Annotated in this window: 15 protein-coding genes and 1 pseudogene; 4 read left to right on the top strand and 12 right to left on the bottom strand. The window is 49.5% G+C overall.

Annotation, left to right across the window (positions count from 1 at the left end; genetic code table 11):
* Positions 1 to 75 precede the first annotated feature (75 nt).
* From ACZM22_RS04125 to ACZM22_RS04085, 9 genes are read right to left on the bottom strand one after another with little or no spacing between them, the layout of a single operon-like run.
* A complete protein-coding gene (locus ACZM22_RS04125) occupies positions 76 to 4,317 on the bottom strand; it encodes a 2-hydroxyacyl-CoA dehydratase (protein WP_212819535.1) in 4,242 nt (1,413 codons plus the stop codon).
* 18 nt (positions 4,318 to 4,335) lie between these two features.
* Positions 4,336 to 5,133, bottom strand: a complete 798-nt coding sequence (locus ACZM22_RS04120; protein ID WP_267873559.1) for a phosphatidate cytidylyltransferase — start codon at positions 5,131 to 5,133, stop codon at positions 4,336 to 4,338.
* Positions 5,134 to 5,179: 46 nt separating this feature from the next.
* A complete protein-coding gene (locus tag ACZM22_RS04115; protein ID WP_212819537.1) occupies positions 5,180 to 5,740 on the bottom strand; it encodes a lysophospholipid acyltransferase family protein in 561 nt (186 codons plus the stop codon).
* Between the two features lie 2 nt (positions 5,741 to 5,742).
* Positions 5,743 to 5,901 (bottom strand): hypothetical protein, encoded by a 159-nt coding sequence (locus ACZM22_RS04110; protein ID WP_022177400.1) that lies wholly within the window; start codon positions 5,899 to 5,901, stop codon positions 5,743 to 5,745.
* 32 nt (positions 5,902 to 5,933) lie between these two features.
* Complete coding sequence (locus ACZM22_RS04105) at positions 5,934 to 6,488, bottom strand: CDP-alcohol phosphatidyltransferase family protein (RefSeq protein WP_022177399.1); 555 nt, start codon at positions 6,486 to 6,488, stop codon at positions 5,934 to 5,936.
* Positions 6,489 to 6,541: 53 nt separating this feature from the next.
* A complete protein-coding gene (locus ACZM22_RS04100; protein ID WP_022177398.1) occupies positions 6,542 to 7,459 on the bottom strand; it encodes a diacylglycerol/lipid kinase family protein in 918 nt (305 codons plus the stop codon).
* Between the two features lie 45 nt (positions 7,460 to 7,504).
* Complete coding sequence (locus ACZM22_RS04095; RefSeq protein WP_228298474.1) at positions 7,505 to 7,879, bottom strand: glycerol-3-phosphate acyltransferase; 375 nt, start codon at positions 7,877 to 7,879, stop codon at positions 7,505 to 7,507.
* A complete protein-coding gene (locus ACZM22_RS04090) occupies positions 7,861 to 8,115 on the bottom strand; it encodes a DegV family protein (RefSeq protein ID WP_022177397.1) in 255 nt (84 codons plus the stop codon). Before ACZM22_RS04090 ends, ACZM22_RS04095 begins: the two co-directional genes overlap by 19 nt.
* A 49-nt stretch (positions 8,116 to 8,164) precedes the next feature.
* Positions 8,165 to 8,677: a flavodoxin family protein gene (locus tag ACZM22_RS04085; protein WP_022177396.1), complete on the bottom strand. Its 513-nt coding sequence runs from the start codon at positions 8,675 to 8,677 to the stop codon at positions 8,165 to 8,167.
* 138 nt (positions 8,678 to 8,815) lie between these two features.
* Here ACZM22_RS04085 and ACZM22_RS04080 point away from each other — a divergent pair, with 138 nt between their 5' ends.
* From ACZM22_RS04080 to ACZM22_RS04065, 4 genes are all read left to right on the top strand, one after another.
* Entirely contained in the window at positions 8,816 to 9,805 is a 990-nt protein-coding gene (locus ACZM22_RS04080; RefSeq protein ID WP_407701741.1) for an oleate hydratase, read from the top strand.
* A 156-nt stretch (positions 9,806 to 9,961) separates the two neighbouring features.
* Positions 9,962 to 10,150, top strand: a complete 189-nt coding sequence (locus tag ACZM22_RS04075) for a helix-turn-helix domain-containing protein (RefSeq protein WP_212819541.1) — start codon at positions 9,962 to 9,964, stop codon at positions 10,148 to 10,150.
* A 64-nt stretch (positions 10,151 to 10,214) separates the two neighbouring features.
* A complete protein-coding gene (locus ACZM22_RS04070; RefSeq protein WP_212819543.1) occupies positions 10,215 to 10,889 on the top strand; it encodes a response regulator transcription factor in 675 nt (224 codons plus the stop codon).
* A complete protein-coding gene (locus tag ACZM22_RS04065) occupies positions 10,886 to 11,953 on the top strand; it encodes a sensor histidine kinase (RefSeq protein ID WP_212819545.1) in 1,068 nt (355 codons plus the stop codon). The genes ACZM22_RS04070 and ACZM22_RS04065 overlap by 4 nt, the downstream gene beginning before the upstream one ends.
* Before the next feature lie 132 nt (positions 11,954 to 12,085).
* Here the strand turns inward: ACZM22_RS04065 and ACZM22_RS04060 are convergent, their stop codons facing one another.
* The 3 genes and pseudogenes from ACZM22_RS04060 to ACZM22_RS04050 form a co-directional block, all read right to left on the bottom strand.
* Positions 12,086 to 12,859 (bottom strand): SDR family NAD(P)-dependent oxidoreductase, encoded by a 774-nt coding sequence (locus tag ACZM22_RS04060; protein WP_212819547.1) that lies wholly within the window; start codon positions 12,857 to 12,859, stop codon positions 12,086 to 12,088.
* Between the two features lie 128 nt (positions 12,860 to 12,987).
* Positions 12,988 to 13,725: an MBL fold metallo-hydrolase gene (locus ACZM22_RS04055; RefSeq protein WP_213540421.1), complete on the bottom strand. Its 738-nt coding sequence runs from the start codon at positions 13,723 to 13,725 to the stop codon at positions 12,988 to 12,990.
* 216 nt (positions 13,726 to 13,941) lie between these two features.
* Positions 13,942 to 14,566: pseudogene (locus tag ACZM22_RS04050) on the bottom strand (MobA/MobL family protein); the annotation flags it as partial.

Here is a 14,566-nt window from a genome sequence, read left to right as displayed (position 1 = left end):
TGTGGTGAGTATACTGTCCATTTCTAAACTGAAACGAAACAAACCGGAGAAAAAACTCCGTTTTGCTTCATTTCGTCAGCCATCGAGACCTATGTTTTTCTTTGCTGTGGACAGCATAAGCTTGATGCGGTTCAGCTGATTGACCTCGCTGGCACCGGGGTCATAATCCACCGCAGCAATATTGCTTTGCGGGTATGCTTTTTTCAGCGCTTTGATCACGCCCTTGCCTACAACATGGTTTGGAAGACACGCAAACGGCTGAATACAAACTACATTCGGCGTGCCATGTGTGATCAGTTCGATCATTTCTCCGGCTAAGAACCACCCCTCACCGTATTGATTGCCCAAAGACAAAAAGGGTTTTGTCATTTCAGCAATCCGGTAAACAGACAATGGGGCCTCAAACCGTTTGCTTTCGTTCAGCGCATCAGTTGCCGGTTTGCGCAGAGCGGCAATCAGCCTTATTGCCGCCTTGGATACGATGACCGAAGATTTTTTGGTGCCGAGGTATTCCGCCTTGTATTGGGAGCCGAAAACACAGTAATTGAAGAAGTCCAGCAGATCCGGAACAACAACCTCGGCACCTTCCCGTTCCAGCAGTTCCACCAAGTGGTTGTTTGCCAGCGGCATATACTTCACAAGGATCTCACCGACAATGCCGACCCTCGGCTTACGGATCGTTTCATCGATGGTGAAGCTGTCAAACGCATTGACGATTCCACGGCATACTTCCTTATAGGTGTACTGCGTTTTTGAATTTATGAGTGAGTCGATGCAAATATCCTGCCACTTTTTATGGAGCGCATCGGCAGAACCGGGTATGACCTCATACGGTCGCACACGGTACAGGCAGCGCATAAAAAGATCTCCGTAGACGATCGTTTTTGCGGCATCCGTGACTAAACCGGCGGACAGGCTGAAACCCTCATTTTTCTCCATCCCGTTGGCGTTCAGGGAAATGACCGGAATATGGGAGTATCCGGCCTTATCCAAGGCGCGGCGAATGAAGGATACATAGTTGCTGGCACGACAGCATCCGCCGGTCTGTGTCATAACGATTGCCAAACGGTCGGTATCATATTTGCCGGAAAGTACGGCATCCATAAATTGTCCGACCACCGTAATAGAAGGATAGCAGGCATCGTTATTGACATATTTGAGTCCCATATTCACAGCACTGCGATTGTCATTGTCCAGAACAACCAGGTTATATCCGTGCTTGCGGAACACGGGCTCCAAAATATCAAAATGGATCGGACTCATTTGCGGCGCAAGAATGGTATACCCCTTTTCCCGCATTTCTTTGGTGAACTCTGTTCGGTGATACGCCACAGGCTTTGCCGTCGCCCTGCTTTGATCCTGCTTTCGCATAGCCATAGCAGAGAGCAAGCTGCGGATTCGGATACGGACAGCGCCGAGATTGGCGACCTCGTCGATCTTCAAAAGCGTATACAGCTTGCCGGAAGCCTCCAGAATCTCGCTTACCTGATCTGTCGTTACGGCATCAAGTCCGCATCCGAAAGAATTGAGCTGAATCATCTCCAATTTATCATGTTGGCAGACAAATTCCGCTGCATTGTACAGCCGGGAATGATATACCCACTGATCCACAACACGCAAGGGCCGGGACGGCTCAAAATCGATGGGAAGACTATCCTCAGTAAAAACCGTCAGACCGTAGGAGGCAATCAGTTCCGGGATCCCGTGGTTGATTTCGGGGTCGATATGATACGGCCGCCCCGCCAGCACGATTCCGCACTCGCCGTTATGCTTCATCTGATTGAGCAGGCGCTTGCCTTCCGTACGAATATCTGCCTTGACCCGCTGCTGTTCTGCCCATGCCGCTTTTACTGCCGCATGCACCTCCGGTGCGGGAATATTCCATTCCTCACGGCAGAGCTTTACCATGCGGTCAGCAACCGTCTTTTCATCGGTAAACGCCATAAATGGGCGTATGTAGCGCACGGCTCCATTGGTAACGGCTTCCACATTGTTTTTGATGTTTTCAGGATATGAAACAACAATGGGGCAATTAAAATGGTTCTGTGCTCCCAGCGTTTCCTGGTGTTCGTAGAATACGCAGGGGTGAAAGATCGTTTTGATGCCTTGGTTGATGAGCCACTGTACATGGCCGTGCGCCAGCTTTGCGGGGTAACATTCCGATTCGGATGGGATTGACTCCATCCCAAGCTCGTAGATCTTTCGGCTTGAAAAGGGGGATAAGATGACCCGGAAATGCAGCTGTTTGAAAAAGGTTGCCCAAAACGGGTAGTTTTCATATAGGTTCAGCACCCGGGGAATACCGATCGTCCCCCGTGCGGCAGCTGACTCTGCAAGCGGCTCATAGCCAAATATGCATCGGCGCTTGAATTCAACCATATTGGGTGCAGCTTTTTTCCGCTCGGCATTGCCGACCATCTTTTCACAGCGATTTCCTGTGATGTGGCGGCGCTCTCCGTCAAAAACATTTACCGTCAGCATACAATGGTTGGCACAGCCGCCGCAGCGTCTTGTGAAAGAGGAATAGGTCAGCGCCTCGATCTGCTCCAGTGAAAGCATCTTAGTCGGTGTCGGTGCTCCGGTGTAATTGCGTCTGGCGATCAATGCGGCACCGAAAGCACCCATCACGCCGGAAATATCCGGGCAAATCACTTCTGCACCGGCAATTTCTTCAAACGCCCGCAAGACAGCCTTGTTATGAAAAGTACCGCCCTGCACGACGATATGGCTGCCAAGCTCCTCCGCCGAGGACAGCTTGATGACCTTATACAAAGCGTTTTTGATCACGGAATAGGCAAGGCCGGCGGAAATATCCGAAACCGAGGCACCTTCTTTTTGTGCCTGCTTGACATTGGAATTCATGAAAACCGTGCACCGGGTACCGAGGTCAACCGGGTGTTCGGCAAATAGTGCGGTTTGTGCGAACTCTTCTGCAGTATATCCTAAAGAGTTTGCAAAGTTTTCAATAAAGGAACCGCAGCCAGAGGAGCAGGCTTCGTTAAGCATGATACTGTCCACAGCACCGTTTTTCAGACGGATACATTTCATATCCTGACCGCCAATGTCCAGCACACAGTCCACTTTTGGATCGAAGAAAGAAGCGGCCGTACAGTGAGCAATCGTTTCCACTTCTCCGTCATCCAGAGAAAAGGCAGCCTGCAGCAGTGCCTCTCCGTAGCCGGTAGAGCACGCCCGGACGATTTTTGCATTCCCCGGCATTAGCGTTTGCAGTTCGTGGATACCCTTTTTTGCCGCCTCGATTGGGTTGCCGTTGTTGTTCGTGTAGTAAGAATACAGCAGTTCACCGTTTTCCCCGATCAGCGCCATCTTGGTTGTCGTAGAACCAGCGTCGATTCCCAGATAGCAGTTCCCTCGATAGGCGGAAAGCTCACCACGGGCAACGGAAGCCCGAGCGTGTCTGCAGCAGAACTGCTCATATTCTGCGTGACTTTCAAATAGAGCCGGAAGCCGGGGCATTTCAAAAGAGATCGAGACGCCGTTTTTCAGACGCTCGATCAGGGTGTCGATTGGGACAGTGTCTTTTTCCGTGCTTTCCATTGCAGCGCCCATGGCGGCAAACAGATGGGAGTGATCCGGATCAACAGTCGTTTCCGCTGTCAAACCAAGAGTCCGTACAAATGCCTTTTTCAGTTCCGGCAGAAAATGCAGCGGACCTCCGAGAAATGCCACGCATCCCCGGATCGGCTTTCCGCAGGCAAGACCGGAGATCGTCTGGTTCACGACTGCCTGAAAAATAGATGCTGCAAGGTCCGCTTTGGTTGCCCCTTCATTGATCAAGGGCTGAATATCTGTTTTCGCAAATACGCCGCAGCGTGCTGCGATCGGGTAGATCTGCTTGTACTGCTCAGCCTCTCTATTCAGTCCGGCGGCATCCGTTTGCAGCAGCGATGCCATTTGATCGATGAAAGAGCCGGTTCCGCCGGCGCAGACACCGTTCATTCGCTCCTCTAATCCGCCGGTAAAGTATATGATCTTAGCATCCTCGCCGCCAAGTTCAATCGCCACATCCGTCTGCGGCGCACATTTTTTCAGGGCTGTAGCGACGGCAACGACCTCCTGGACAAAGGAAATATCCAACGCTTTCCCCAGATTGATCGCACCGGAGCCGGTAATGCAAACCTGCAGTTCACATTCCCCAACAGATTTCTTGGCTTCTTCCAACAAAGTGGATAGGGTTTCCTGCGTGTGGGCCTGATGCCGTCTGTATTCTCCGTAAAGGATCTCATCGGCGTCATCAAGTACCACAAGCTTTACGGTCGTGGAGCCGATGTCGATCCCGGCACGGTATTTTTTCATAGATGATTCCTCCTGCGCTTATAAAAAGAAGCCGCCTGCGTATGTGCAGAAAAGATAAGTAAACGGAACGGCAAATAAATGACTGTCAAACCTGTCCAGTATACCGCCGTGTCCCGGCAGCAGATTGCCATAGTCTTTGATGCCGCAAATACGTTTGATCACTGACATAGACAGATCACCGAACTGGCCGACAACGGAGGTCATAAGCGCCCAAAGTGCCAGCGTTCCGTAATTTACTTCAATCTTTACAAATTTCTCAACAACGATCCCGCCAAGCAGTGCCAATAGCACCCCGAACAATAGGCCGCCAAGGGAGCCTTCTATGGTCTTATTTGGGCTTACCTTCGGCATTAGCTTATGCCGTCCCAAACCTCGCCCGATCAGATAGGCGGCGACATCCGTGACAAAGCACAATGTGACAGCAAAAATCAGATAATACAGTCCGCTATTCAGGCTTCTCAGCTCCGGAATGGCTTTAAAGAGCACAATGATCAGGAGCACAATGAAAAATGCCTTGACGGGAGAGTCCAAGCTGCAATGTTTTTGCCGTATCATCAGCCAAATGGATGCTACAGTTGCAAAAATAAATGCCACCGTCAGTACGATCTCGGAACGGGGAATGTGTACGAAAGCAGCCAAAACGGCAATGAGCATAGAAACAGTAAACATCACTTCATTTTCGATTGTGCCGGTTGCGCGGTATATTTCATACACCGAAAAGGCGCAAAGGATGGCGGTAGCCACCAAAATGACCGCCGGTATGTAAGAATAGAATAGGATTAAGTAAACGGCGGCTGTTATAAACGCACCGGTTATCGTTCGCTTGAGTATGGTTGTGACCCCTCGTAATAAAACTACTGTATTATTTATCTTTTATACTATCGAGCAACATATTCCGTATTTCTGCGCCGATCGTATGTGTGGTTCCGTTTTCCACATCGCTTGCAGGAATCACCTGCACGATGTCCAAATATACATCGGAATGCCGGCGTAGGACATTCTTATGGATCTGTTCCGTTCCCCTGATGGACATAACGACAATCGGTGTGCCGGCCTTTTTGGCAATGTGGAAAACACCGTCGTGAAACGGGAGCAATTCTCCGGTTTTGCTTCGGGTGCCCTCCGGATATACACCGATAGAGACCTCGCCGCTCTGAAGCAGATCAGAAGCTTTATTGATCGTCCTCAATGCCTTTCGCGGGTTCTCCCGGTCGATCGGCATAAAGCAGCATTTCCGAATAATTCGTCCGAAAAACGGAATCTTAAAATTCTCGCCTTTTGAGATAAACGCAATATCCCACGGTTTCAGCACAAGCCACTCAATGATCGGGTCAAAATTGGAGCGATGGTTTCCGACAAACATCAGCTTTTGATTCTTAGGTATCTTCTCCAGTCCGCTTGTATATACTCTGATTCGCAGCACCTTCAAAGCAGCGGCAGAAGCGCTGTAAGCAGTGTGCGGTAAAAACGGCTGTTTTTCTCATATTCTTTTTTCGGATCGACGCATAGGCTGCAAATTGCAAGGAAGCAAATATAGAGCAGCAGGACGGCGAGAATGCCAAGCAGTATGTAAACAACAACCATTTTATCCCTCCTTGGATCTGTGGTTTGCTGATTCAGTTCGTGCGGAACAGATTCAGGTAAAACCGTATGTACAGCGTAAGGGACATAAGCATAACGCAAATGCAAATTCCGATCAGAACATTTGCCACCGTTTCCGATATACTCGGGAACAAGATAAGGCACGTCATAACCAGATACAGAACCACGGTGTTGAGCTTGCCATACCATTTTGCGCTGTTAACAACATCTTTCTTTTGAATTGCCATATACCCGAGCACGGCCATAATGATCTCCTTGACCACAAAGAGAACAATCAATCCGCGCATCCAGCGATATTTCACCGTCAAGCAGAGGATCACCGTAGCCTGCGTCAGCTTGTCTGCCACGGGATCCAAAATCTTTCCGAGGTCTGACACCATATTGAATTTGCGGGCGATGAATCCGTCAATAATATCCGTTGCACCGGAGATTAAAATCACAGCCACTGCAGCAGAATATTCCTGCTTTCCTATATATAGCCACACGATCAGCGGAATCAGCGCCAAGCGTATCACACTTAATAAATTCGGTATCGTCAATACCTGATCTTTTCTGAATATCCTATGCATATGTAATATCTCCCATCGGCCTGTCGCCATTATAATATCGTTTATCTTCGCATTTATACAGCTGCCATTTCACTGTCCTGTTTTGCTTTCTCTGCCGGTGAAACGCATGACCGAACCGTATATTCCATGACTTCCGGTACAACTTCGCCGTCGATCTGAAGCGGTGCCGGCTCATTATATTTCACTTGAATGGTCTTTCCTTCCAGAATCGTCATCTGATTCGTATACTTCAGATGCTTGCCGCTGAAAATCGACGGAAAGATCATTAGTCCACGCAGTTTGCCGACATCGTGGAATATCAGAATGGATACCTTTCCGTCTTCACGTAATCTGTACTGCTCCGGCGTCGGCATCATACCCCCGCCATAGAACCTGCCGTTCATGACAGAGGCAAGCCACACTTTTTTATATTGATAGCGTTTGCCGTCAACAACGACGGTCACATTCTTGGGCTTATAGTGAAACAGCAACCCGGTGATGGCGATCTTCGTATAATTTACCGGCTTGGGCTTTTTCCTCTTCTTGTTTTCCTCTCGGAGCTTTTCTCCAACCTCACAACAATAACCGTCAATGCCGAAACCGACATTGTTCAGGAACAATTCAGACTTTCCTTTAACGCTTACACGAGGTAGCCGTTCAAAATATGGGTTGAGGCAAACCGTTGGATCCGAAAACGGTTTTTGCCCGACATCCCTCGCAAAATCGTTGCCGGTTCCCGTGGGGTAGTAGTAGAGCTTATTGGGAATGTTCATTCCGTTAACATCGTTGACAAAACGATTCAGGGTGCCGTCTCCGCCGCATAAGATCACAGTGTCATTCGGGTCTAATCCGTTAAAAAAAGTCTTATAACTGATGATGCGGCAAATATTGATCGCCACAGCCCCTTCATTGGCATCCTGCAAGGCTTTTACGGCTTTCTCGGTCTCCGGACCGCCTGCACAGGGATTATAAAGAATATATTTTTCAGACATAAGTTCATTACCTCCTCGAAGCATCGTCCCTGTTCTGTAAATTTATCAGTGCGTGCTTAATGTAAACTTTGATTCTGTTCCGGCTTTCAAGCGCCTGAAGTTTTCCTTATGCCGCAGCGCCACAAAAATAACGATTGCAGCGTCTATCAAAATTACGGATACAGGTGCTTTGAACAGCAGCAGAAGCAATGGGCTGCAGAGCGTCGCAGCAACAGTAGCAAGCGACATATATTTTGTGGTAAGCAGCAGTACAACCATCATTCCGGTCACGATCAGACCGACCCGCCAGTCTGTTACCCAAATCGTTGAAAGACTGACGAGAAATCCTTTGCCGCCTTTGAAGCCGTACCAGATCGGATAGGCATGTCCAAGAACAGCAAAAAGGCCTGTATAGACAGCCCCTAACTGATAAAGCCCCAGATATTTTTCAAACAGCTTTTGAATTCTTCAACGGAAACCTGCGCTGTCGTGATACGCTTTCCGCCACGGATCGTCTCGTAAAGTCTGTGTGCTTCTGCGGGTGTCCATGTGAGAAGCGCCGGAGACTCTTTGCCATCCTCGATCGTGGACATTCTGGCGTAGTCGATGTCGTATTTTTCGAGTTGCTCTGCGCTCAGGTCTGCGCAGGAATCGGTGATGATCTTAACTTTTCTCATGGTAAAAACTCCTTTTTATGTAATGAATCTTTGAAATGCTGCTTGCCGGTTAGAAAGAATCAAGCTTTTCCCGGATAAACCTCACTGCGTTTTCCGCATCCGTTTCATCGGGATGCCCCTCGGACAATTTTGCCTCGGAGATCATTTTTTTGATGGCAGGATCGTCCGGTTGCTGTGCGAACTGTCTTTGGATTTTGCTCAGCACCTCCTCCGCTATCTGACCTCGACACAGCAAAATGCCGCAATAGTCGCATTCGTCCGGCAGAAAAGGTTCGATCTTGCGCTCGATAAGCCGCTTGTATTCCTCACTTGGCTCTATGCCGCAGGTCACAAACAGGAATATCTTCTTTCCGGCCAGCCGGTCCAATGCGTCCATGACTTTTAGCGGGACTGTACCGTTGTTTATGCCGAATCCTACTAAATACACATCGGCCGCAAGGGTAACTTCTTCCTCTTGCAGGTTCGTCAAAAAAGCTTGATTTTCCGGAAGACGCTTTGCAATGCCGTATGCCAGCTTTTCTGTATTGCCTGATAAACTGTAATAGGCTATTTCATAGTTCAAGTCTGTCACTCCCTTAAAAACCGTTATTTCGACATTTTCTGCGGAGAGTGTAGCAAGCAATTCTAAACTGAAACGAAACTGCCCGGATTTTCAAAAGTTTCGTTTCAGTTTAGAATTTGAATATACGATAATGGTACTATGAAACACGGAAAGGGAAAAATCTCTATCGACCTCATCGAGGACGATCTGGTGTTCATCACCAACGGCTGCTGCACCGATACCTCCTGCTATGGCGACCAGACTCATGCACCCGATCTGTCCGGCATTGAAAACGGCAAGGGCGATTCCTGGGATATGTGGAAAGCTATCGCTGCTCAGGCCGAGCACGGCGAGTACGGCAACCCGGACAAATTCTGCTCCGATGTGGATGCCACCAACTGGATGAGCGCTACCGTCGCCACTTCCAATGAAGAGATCATTCAGCACATTATGAATGTTTGCAAGCGTGACCCGCGCTCCGGCAAGGTAACCACCGGCGGCATTGTCACCGTCAAGGACAGCACCGACAACTGGTATCTCTCCTGGACCATTAACCGCCAGCCGCAGTTCAAGTCCCAAGATAAGAACATGGTGCTTGTGTGGTTGTATTCTCTGAACACCAATAAGGAAGGCAACTATGTAAAGAAGGCCATGCGGGACTGCACTGGCGAGGAGGTCTGCCGTGAGTGGCTGTACCACATCGGCATGCCGACCGAAAAGATCGATGCGCTGGCACACGATGCCTGCAACACCACCACCTGCTTTATGCCGTATATCAATTCCTTCTTCCAGCCTCGTAAGGAGTCTGACCGTCCGAAGGTCGTGCCCGATGGCGCTGTGAACTTCGCCTTCATCGGTCAATTTGCCGAGACGCCCCGTGACACCATCTTCACCACCGAGTATTCCATGCGTACCGGTATGGAGTCGGTCTACACGCTGCTTGACATCGACCGCGGCGTGCCGGAGGTCTGGGGCAGCAAGTACGATGTGCGTGAGATCCTGCGTGCCTGCTACTACGCCATCGACAAGAAGCCGATCAGTGAGGCACCGCTGTCCTTCAAGGAGAAGGAAATGCTCAAGGTGGTCCTGAAAAAGGTTAAGGGCACAGATATCGAGATCCTGCTGAGAGAAAGCGGACTCATCGAGTAAAAAATACAGAACCAATGGGCGGCTGCCGATGCACAAAAAGCGTCGGCAGCCGCTTTTTTCATTATGCGAGGAACATTTCAGCCGGCATTGACACGTCGGGCGTGATACTGTAAAATATATATAGTTCGCAGAAACGAATACAAGCGGAGGAAATGTATGGATTATATCTCTGTAAAGGAAGCTGCCGAGCAGTGGCAGGTTTCGCAGCGCTGGGTGCAAAAGCTCTGTAAGGAAAACCGGATAGACGGGGTGCTGCGTTTCGGACATTCTTATATGATTCCGAAGGATTTGAAAAGGCCTGTCGATCTTAGATACAGCATCAACAAACCTGCGAAAAAGGAATAAGTTTATTTTCAGTTGATTTTGCAGCATTATTCTATGGGAGATAATTTAGCCGAGGAGGATATTTATGTTTCACATTCTCGTTGTAGATGACGATAAGCATACCAGGAAGCTGCTCCGTGCCGTGTTGGAAAATGCCCATTACACCGTAACAACGGCAACCAACGGAGAAGAAGCGCTGGAGGCTCTGGACAAAGAGCATATTGATCTGGTTGTACTGGACATTATGATGCCGAAAATGGACGGATATGAATTTACACGGTTTGTTCGGGAAACAGATAATGCGCTGCCTATATTGATGGTAACGGCAAAGCATTTACCGGCAGATGAGAAAAAGGGATTCCTTGTGGGAACCGACGATTATATCACAAAACCGATCGACGAGGAAAAGCTGCTTTTGCGTATCAAAGCATTGCTTCGGCGTGCGCAGATCGTCAGCGAACAGAAAATCACGATTGGTGATGTTGTTTTGGACTACAATGCCTTTACGGTCACAAAAAATGGTGAAACGCAGGAGCTACCGCAGAAGGAATTTATGCTCCTGTATAAGCTGCTTTCTTATCCCGGTCAAATTTTCACCCGTATTCAGCTGATGGATGAGATATGGGGGACGGATAGCGAAACCGGTTGGGAAACCGTCACCGTTCATGTCGGGCGCTTACGCAAACGCTTTGAAGGATGGAATGAATTTGAGATCGTTGCTGTTCGTGGGCTTGGTTATAAGGCGGTGAAGAAGGTATGAATAAAAGGAAGCGAACAGGGCGGATCGCTTTGGCACTGCTGATCTCCGGCATTGTTTTTCTTACCAACACGATCGCTATGCTGCTGACGATCGTAGCTATCTATGGACTGGCCCGACTCGGAGTCATTGAAACGACCGGAGGACAGGTAGGATTACCGGAGCTTTTGAGGTTCTTCTTTTACACCAGTCTGGTTATTGGATTTCTTCTCGCCTCTTTGACAGGAAAAATCATTCTAAAACCAATCAAGCGTATTATCGATCAGCTTGACCGGCTGGCAAGCGGCGACTTCAAGACGAGACTGCATTTCGGCAAGCCTATTGCCGACCATCCCACCTTCAAGCAGGTAGAAAAAAGTTTCAATCGGGCGGCAGAAGAACTGGATTACACAGAAATGCTGCGCAGTGATTTTATCAACAACTTCTCTCATGAATTTAAGACACCGATCGTTTCTATCGCAGGCTTTGCAAAGCTTTTGCGTCGCGGAAACCTTACGGACGAACAAAAAGAAGAATACCTTGAAGTCATTGAAGAGGAATCGCTTCGGCTTTCTGCCATGGCAAACAATGTATTGAATTTGACTCGGGTGGAAAACCAGACGATCCTGACAGAGGTTACAAGATTTAACCTTTCTGAACAGATTCGTGGAGCCGTCCTGCTGCTTGCAGAAAAATGGACGCCCAAGAACCTGTATATGGATATGCAGTTCGGTGAGCATATGATATGTGCAAATGAAGAACTGCTGAAGCAGGTATGGATCAATCTGCTGGATAATGCAATCAAGTTTTCGGATCCGAACGGCACGGTATCTGTCGATATTTCCGACGGGAGCGAATGCCTTTCAATCTCTGTTTCCAACCACGGCAAAGACATCCCAAAGGACCGTATTGCCCATATCTTCAATAAGTTCTATCAGGCGGATGAGTCACATTCGTCGGAAGGAAACGGCATTGGTCTTGCCGTCGTGAAAAAAGTATGTGAGTTGCACGGCGGTGCGGTATCGGCAAAAAGCGAAAGCGGAACAACGACCTTTACTGTTGTGCTACCGAAACAGCAGAATATGTGATATTGCTATATAACAACAGCCGGAATATTCCGGCTGTTTCCTTCTACGAGCATAAAAATACCACCGGGGATTGCTCCCTGGTGGTTGATAGATGATTAAGCTACTGATTAGAGCAAACAGCGATTGCACTCATTATCCATTGACCTTCATCATAAATCTTCTGCACACACTTCTTGGCAGCAGCCGTGCAGCGATGCTCACCGTGTGAGTTGGCCAGCCACAATAGCGAAGAGTTTTTCCCTTCTGTGCAGCACGGAAACCTGCCTCTGCAACAGCCGCTGCGCTGGCAGGCTTAAACATGGAGAACATATGGGAGTTTTTCATCTGTGCGGCCTGTTCAAATCCCGTGGCAGTTGGGCCGGGGCAAAGCGCAGTCACTGTAACGCCCGTACTGCGCACCTCCTCGGCAACGGCTTCGCTGAAGCTGCGTACAAATTCCTTAGAGGCATAGTATAGGCACATCCTCGGCCCGGCACTGAATGCTGCGACCGAAGATAGATTCAGCACACTGCCATGTCTGCGCTCCACCATACCGGGCAGAAAATACCGCGTAAGCTGCACCAGCGTCATGATGTTGACTTGCAGGAGATCGGTCTGCCGCTGGGCGTCCACCTCCCAGAAGTTGCCGAAGTCACCGAACCCGGCGTTGTTGACCAGTGCATCAATGGTGATATTCTTCTCTAAGGTGTAATTGAATACTTCATAGGCGGCGTCTGGCTGAGACAAGTCCTGCGCCAGCACCCATACATGACAGTCATACTGCGTCTCCAGCTCGCTTTTCAGCTTATAGAGCTTCCCCTCGCTGCGGGCAACTACAACAAGATCAAAACCCTCTCTTGCGTATATTCTGGCAAACTCCAAACCCAGTCCGCCGGATGCGCCGGTGATAAGTACTGTTTTTCTCATATTAGCCACCTCACAATTCGATGATGTGCGGCTGCACATCGGGGTCGTGGTTGGCAAGAGACTCTACGCAGTTTGCGTTTAGGCTTTGCTCTCGTATCCATTCCAGTGACTTTTTCTGTGCCGCCTTGTCATCTGCAATGCCGGATGTGATCAGCTGCTCCCACGATTTTCGGGCGTAACCGCCATCGGCGTAGAAGTAGTATGAACCGCCCGTCAGAACCAGTAATCTTTAGCGCACATAGCCCTTTGGAATGACCAGGGATATTGACCATAACGAGGCTTTCATCCCCAAATACATCGTAGGATTTTCCCGCAAGGCCTTCCGTACCGTTCCAGTCGAAGGTCTGCATTTTCGTGCTGCGCCACCAATCCGCATTGTAGCGGATGCGGTTGACGGGCGTTTTGTTCTCCGCAAAAAGCAGCTCGTCTTTCGACACAAGGATCTGCTTTGCGTCGGCCACCAGATTCAGACCGTTGGTGTGGTCGCAATCCAGATGGGACAGCAGCACCAAATCCAAGTCGGCAGGATGAATGCCCAGCGCCGCCAACTGCTCGTCGATGGCTAAGCCTTTTTCAATTCGTCCTTGATTTGTTACATACAGCGGCAGCGAACCGAGGGACTTGATCTGCGCTTTTTTATCAAACACACCATCGGGGCTCATATTCCGATGCCATCCGCAGTCAAAGATTATCTTCCCGTGGCTGCACTCAATAAGATAGGCTGACACAGGCAGCCACAACCGTTCCGATTTCTTTGCAAACGCGCCGGATGCCTTGATCGTGCTGCAATGCTCGCCGCCAAAGGGCAGATCCGGTGCTACGCATGCCTCGCCGGTGTGGAACACATGAATTTTGATCTCTGCCATCATACATCTCTCCTTGTCTCTGATTTGATTCCATCATACAAGAGACAGCGGATAGATGGAACGACACATTTTCAAAAAGTGTCCGGGCTTGGACGCAAAAAAGCTGCGGCACTGCCGCAGCTTTTTTAGATGATCTGTTCTACGGAGGAGAGCATCTGCACACTGATGTCCGCCAGCTTTTGCGTGTCCACCTCATCAGGATGCTCCATCCAGTACGGCAATCCAATCAAACAGGAGAGCGATTTTCTTCTTGATGTCCCGGATAACGGCATTGGTTGCTCTGATCCAGCGGTTGAACTCGCCTTTCTCGGTGCGTATGCCTTTCTTCTCCATTGCCCGGACGGTTGCGCCCTCATGGACGGTGGGAAGAAGCTCCACGCCCTGACGCTCATAGCTTCGGTGGTCGATACGAACATCAAGCCCTTTCTCCGCAAACTTGGCGTTGCATAGTTCCGCCCATGTCTGCCGCCAATGTTCCAGCGTTTCGGGACTGCCCCAGTCGGTAGTGGGAACGGCATTGAAAACATACTCGCCGTTCTGGTCTCTGATACGATTTCCGTCCTCGTCCAGCTCGTACACTCGTCGTTGCTTTAGCCCCCATTTACCGTCCTGCTCGATGGGGCGGATGGGACAAAGCACATGGAAGTGTGGGTTTGGTATGCCGCCGTCCTCCCGGTCTGGCTGGTGTACGGCGAAGTCAACCACCATGCCACGGCTCACAAAGTTCTCCAATAAAAATCGCCTTGCAAGAGCGATGTTTTCCTCAAGGGAAAATTCATTCTGCAAGGCAATGTCAAAGCTGTATGCAAGCTGGGCGTTCTTTCCACGCTCGGCTTTTTCC

The organism is Vescimonas sp. (assembly GCF_057856985.1).
Note: the sequence above shows the minus strand (reverse complement) of the source record. Positions and strands in the feature narration are given on the sequence as shown.

Coding starts and splice junctions, on each gene's coding strand:
- ACZM22_RS04075 (WP_212819541.1), top strand. CDS start 9,962: ATGGATTATATCTCTGTAAAGGAAGCTGCCGAGCAGTGGCAGGTTTCG.
- ACZM22_RS04125 (WP_212819535.1), bottom strand. CDS start 4,317: ATGAAAAAATACCGTGCCGGGATCGACATCGGCTCCACGACCGTAAAG.
- ACZM22_RS04110 (WP_022177400.1), bottom strand. CDS start 5,901: ATGGTTGTTGTTTACATACTGCTTGGCATTCTCGCCGTCCTGCTGCTC.
- ACZM22_RS04060 (WP_212819547.1), bottom strand. CDS start 12,859: ATGAGAAAAACAGTACTTATCACCGGCGCATCCGGCGGACTGGGTTTG.
- ACZM22_RS04055 (WP_213540421.1), bottom strand. CDS start 13,725: ATGGCAGAGATCAAAATTCATGTGTTCCACACCGGCGAGGCATGCGTA.
- ACZM22_RS04090 (WP_022177397.1), bottom strand. CDS start 8,115: ATGAGAAAAGTTAAGATCATCACCGATTCCTGCGCAGACCTGAGCGCA.
- ACZM22_RS04105 (WP_022177399.1), bottom strand. CDS start 6,488: ATGCATAGGATATTCAGAAAAGATCAGGTATTGACGATACCGAATTTA.
- ACZM22_RS04080 (WP_407701741.1), top strand. CDS start 8,816: ATGAAACACGGAAAGGGAAAAATCTCTATCGACCTCATCGAGGACGAT.
- ACZM22_RS04100 (WP_022177398.1), bottom strand. CDS start 7,459: ATGTCTGAAAAATATATTCTTTATAATCCCTGTGCAGGCGGTCCGGAG.
- ACZM22_RS04070 (WP_212819543.1), top strand. CDS start 10,215: ATGTTTCACATTCTCGTTGTAGATGACGATAAGCATACCAGGAAGCTG.
- ACZM22_RS04065 (WP_212819545.1), top strand. CDS start 10,886: ATGAATAAAAGGAAGCGAACAGGGCGGATCGCTTTGGCACTGCTGATC.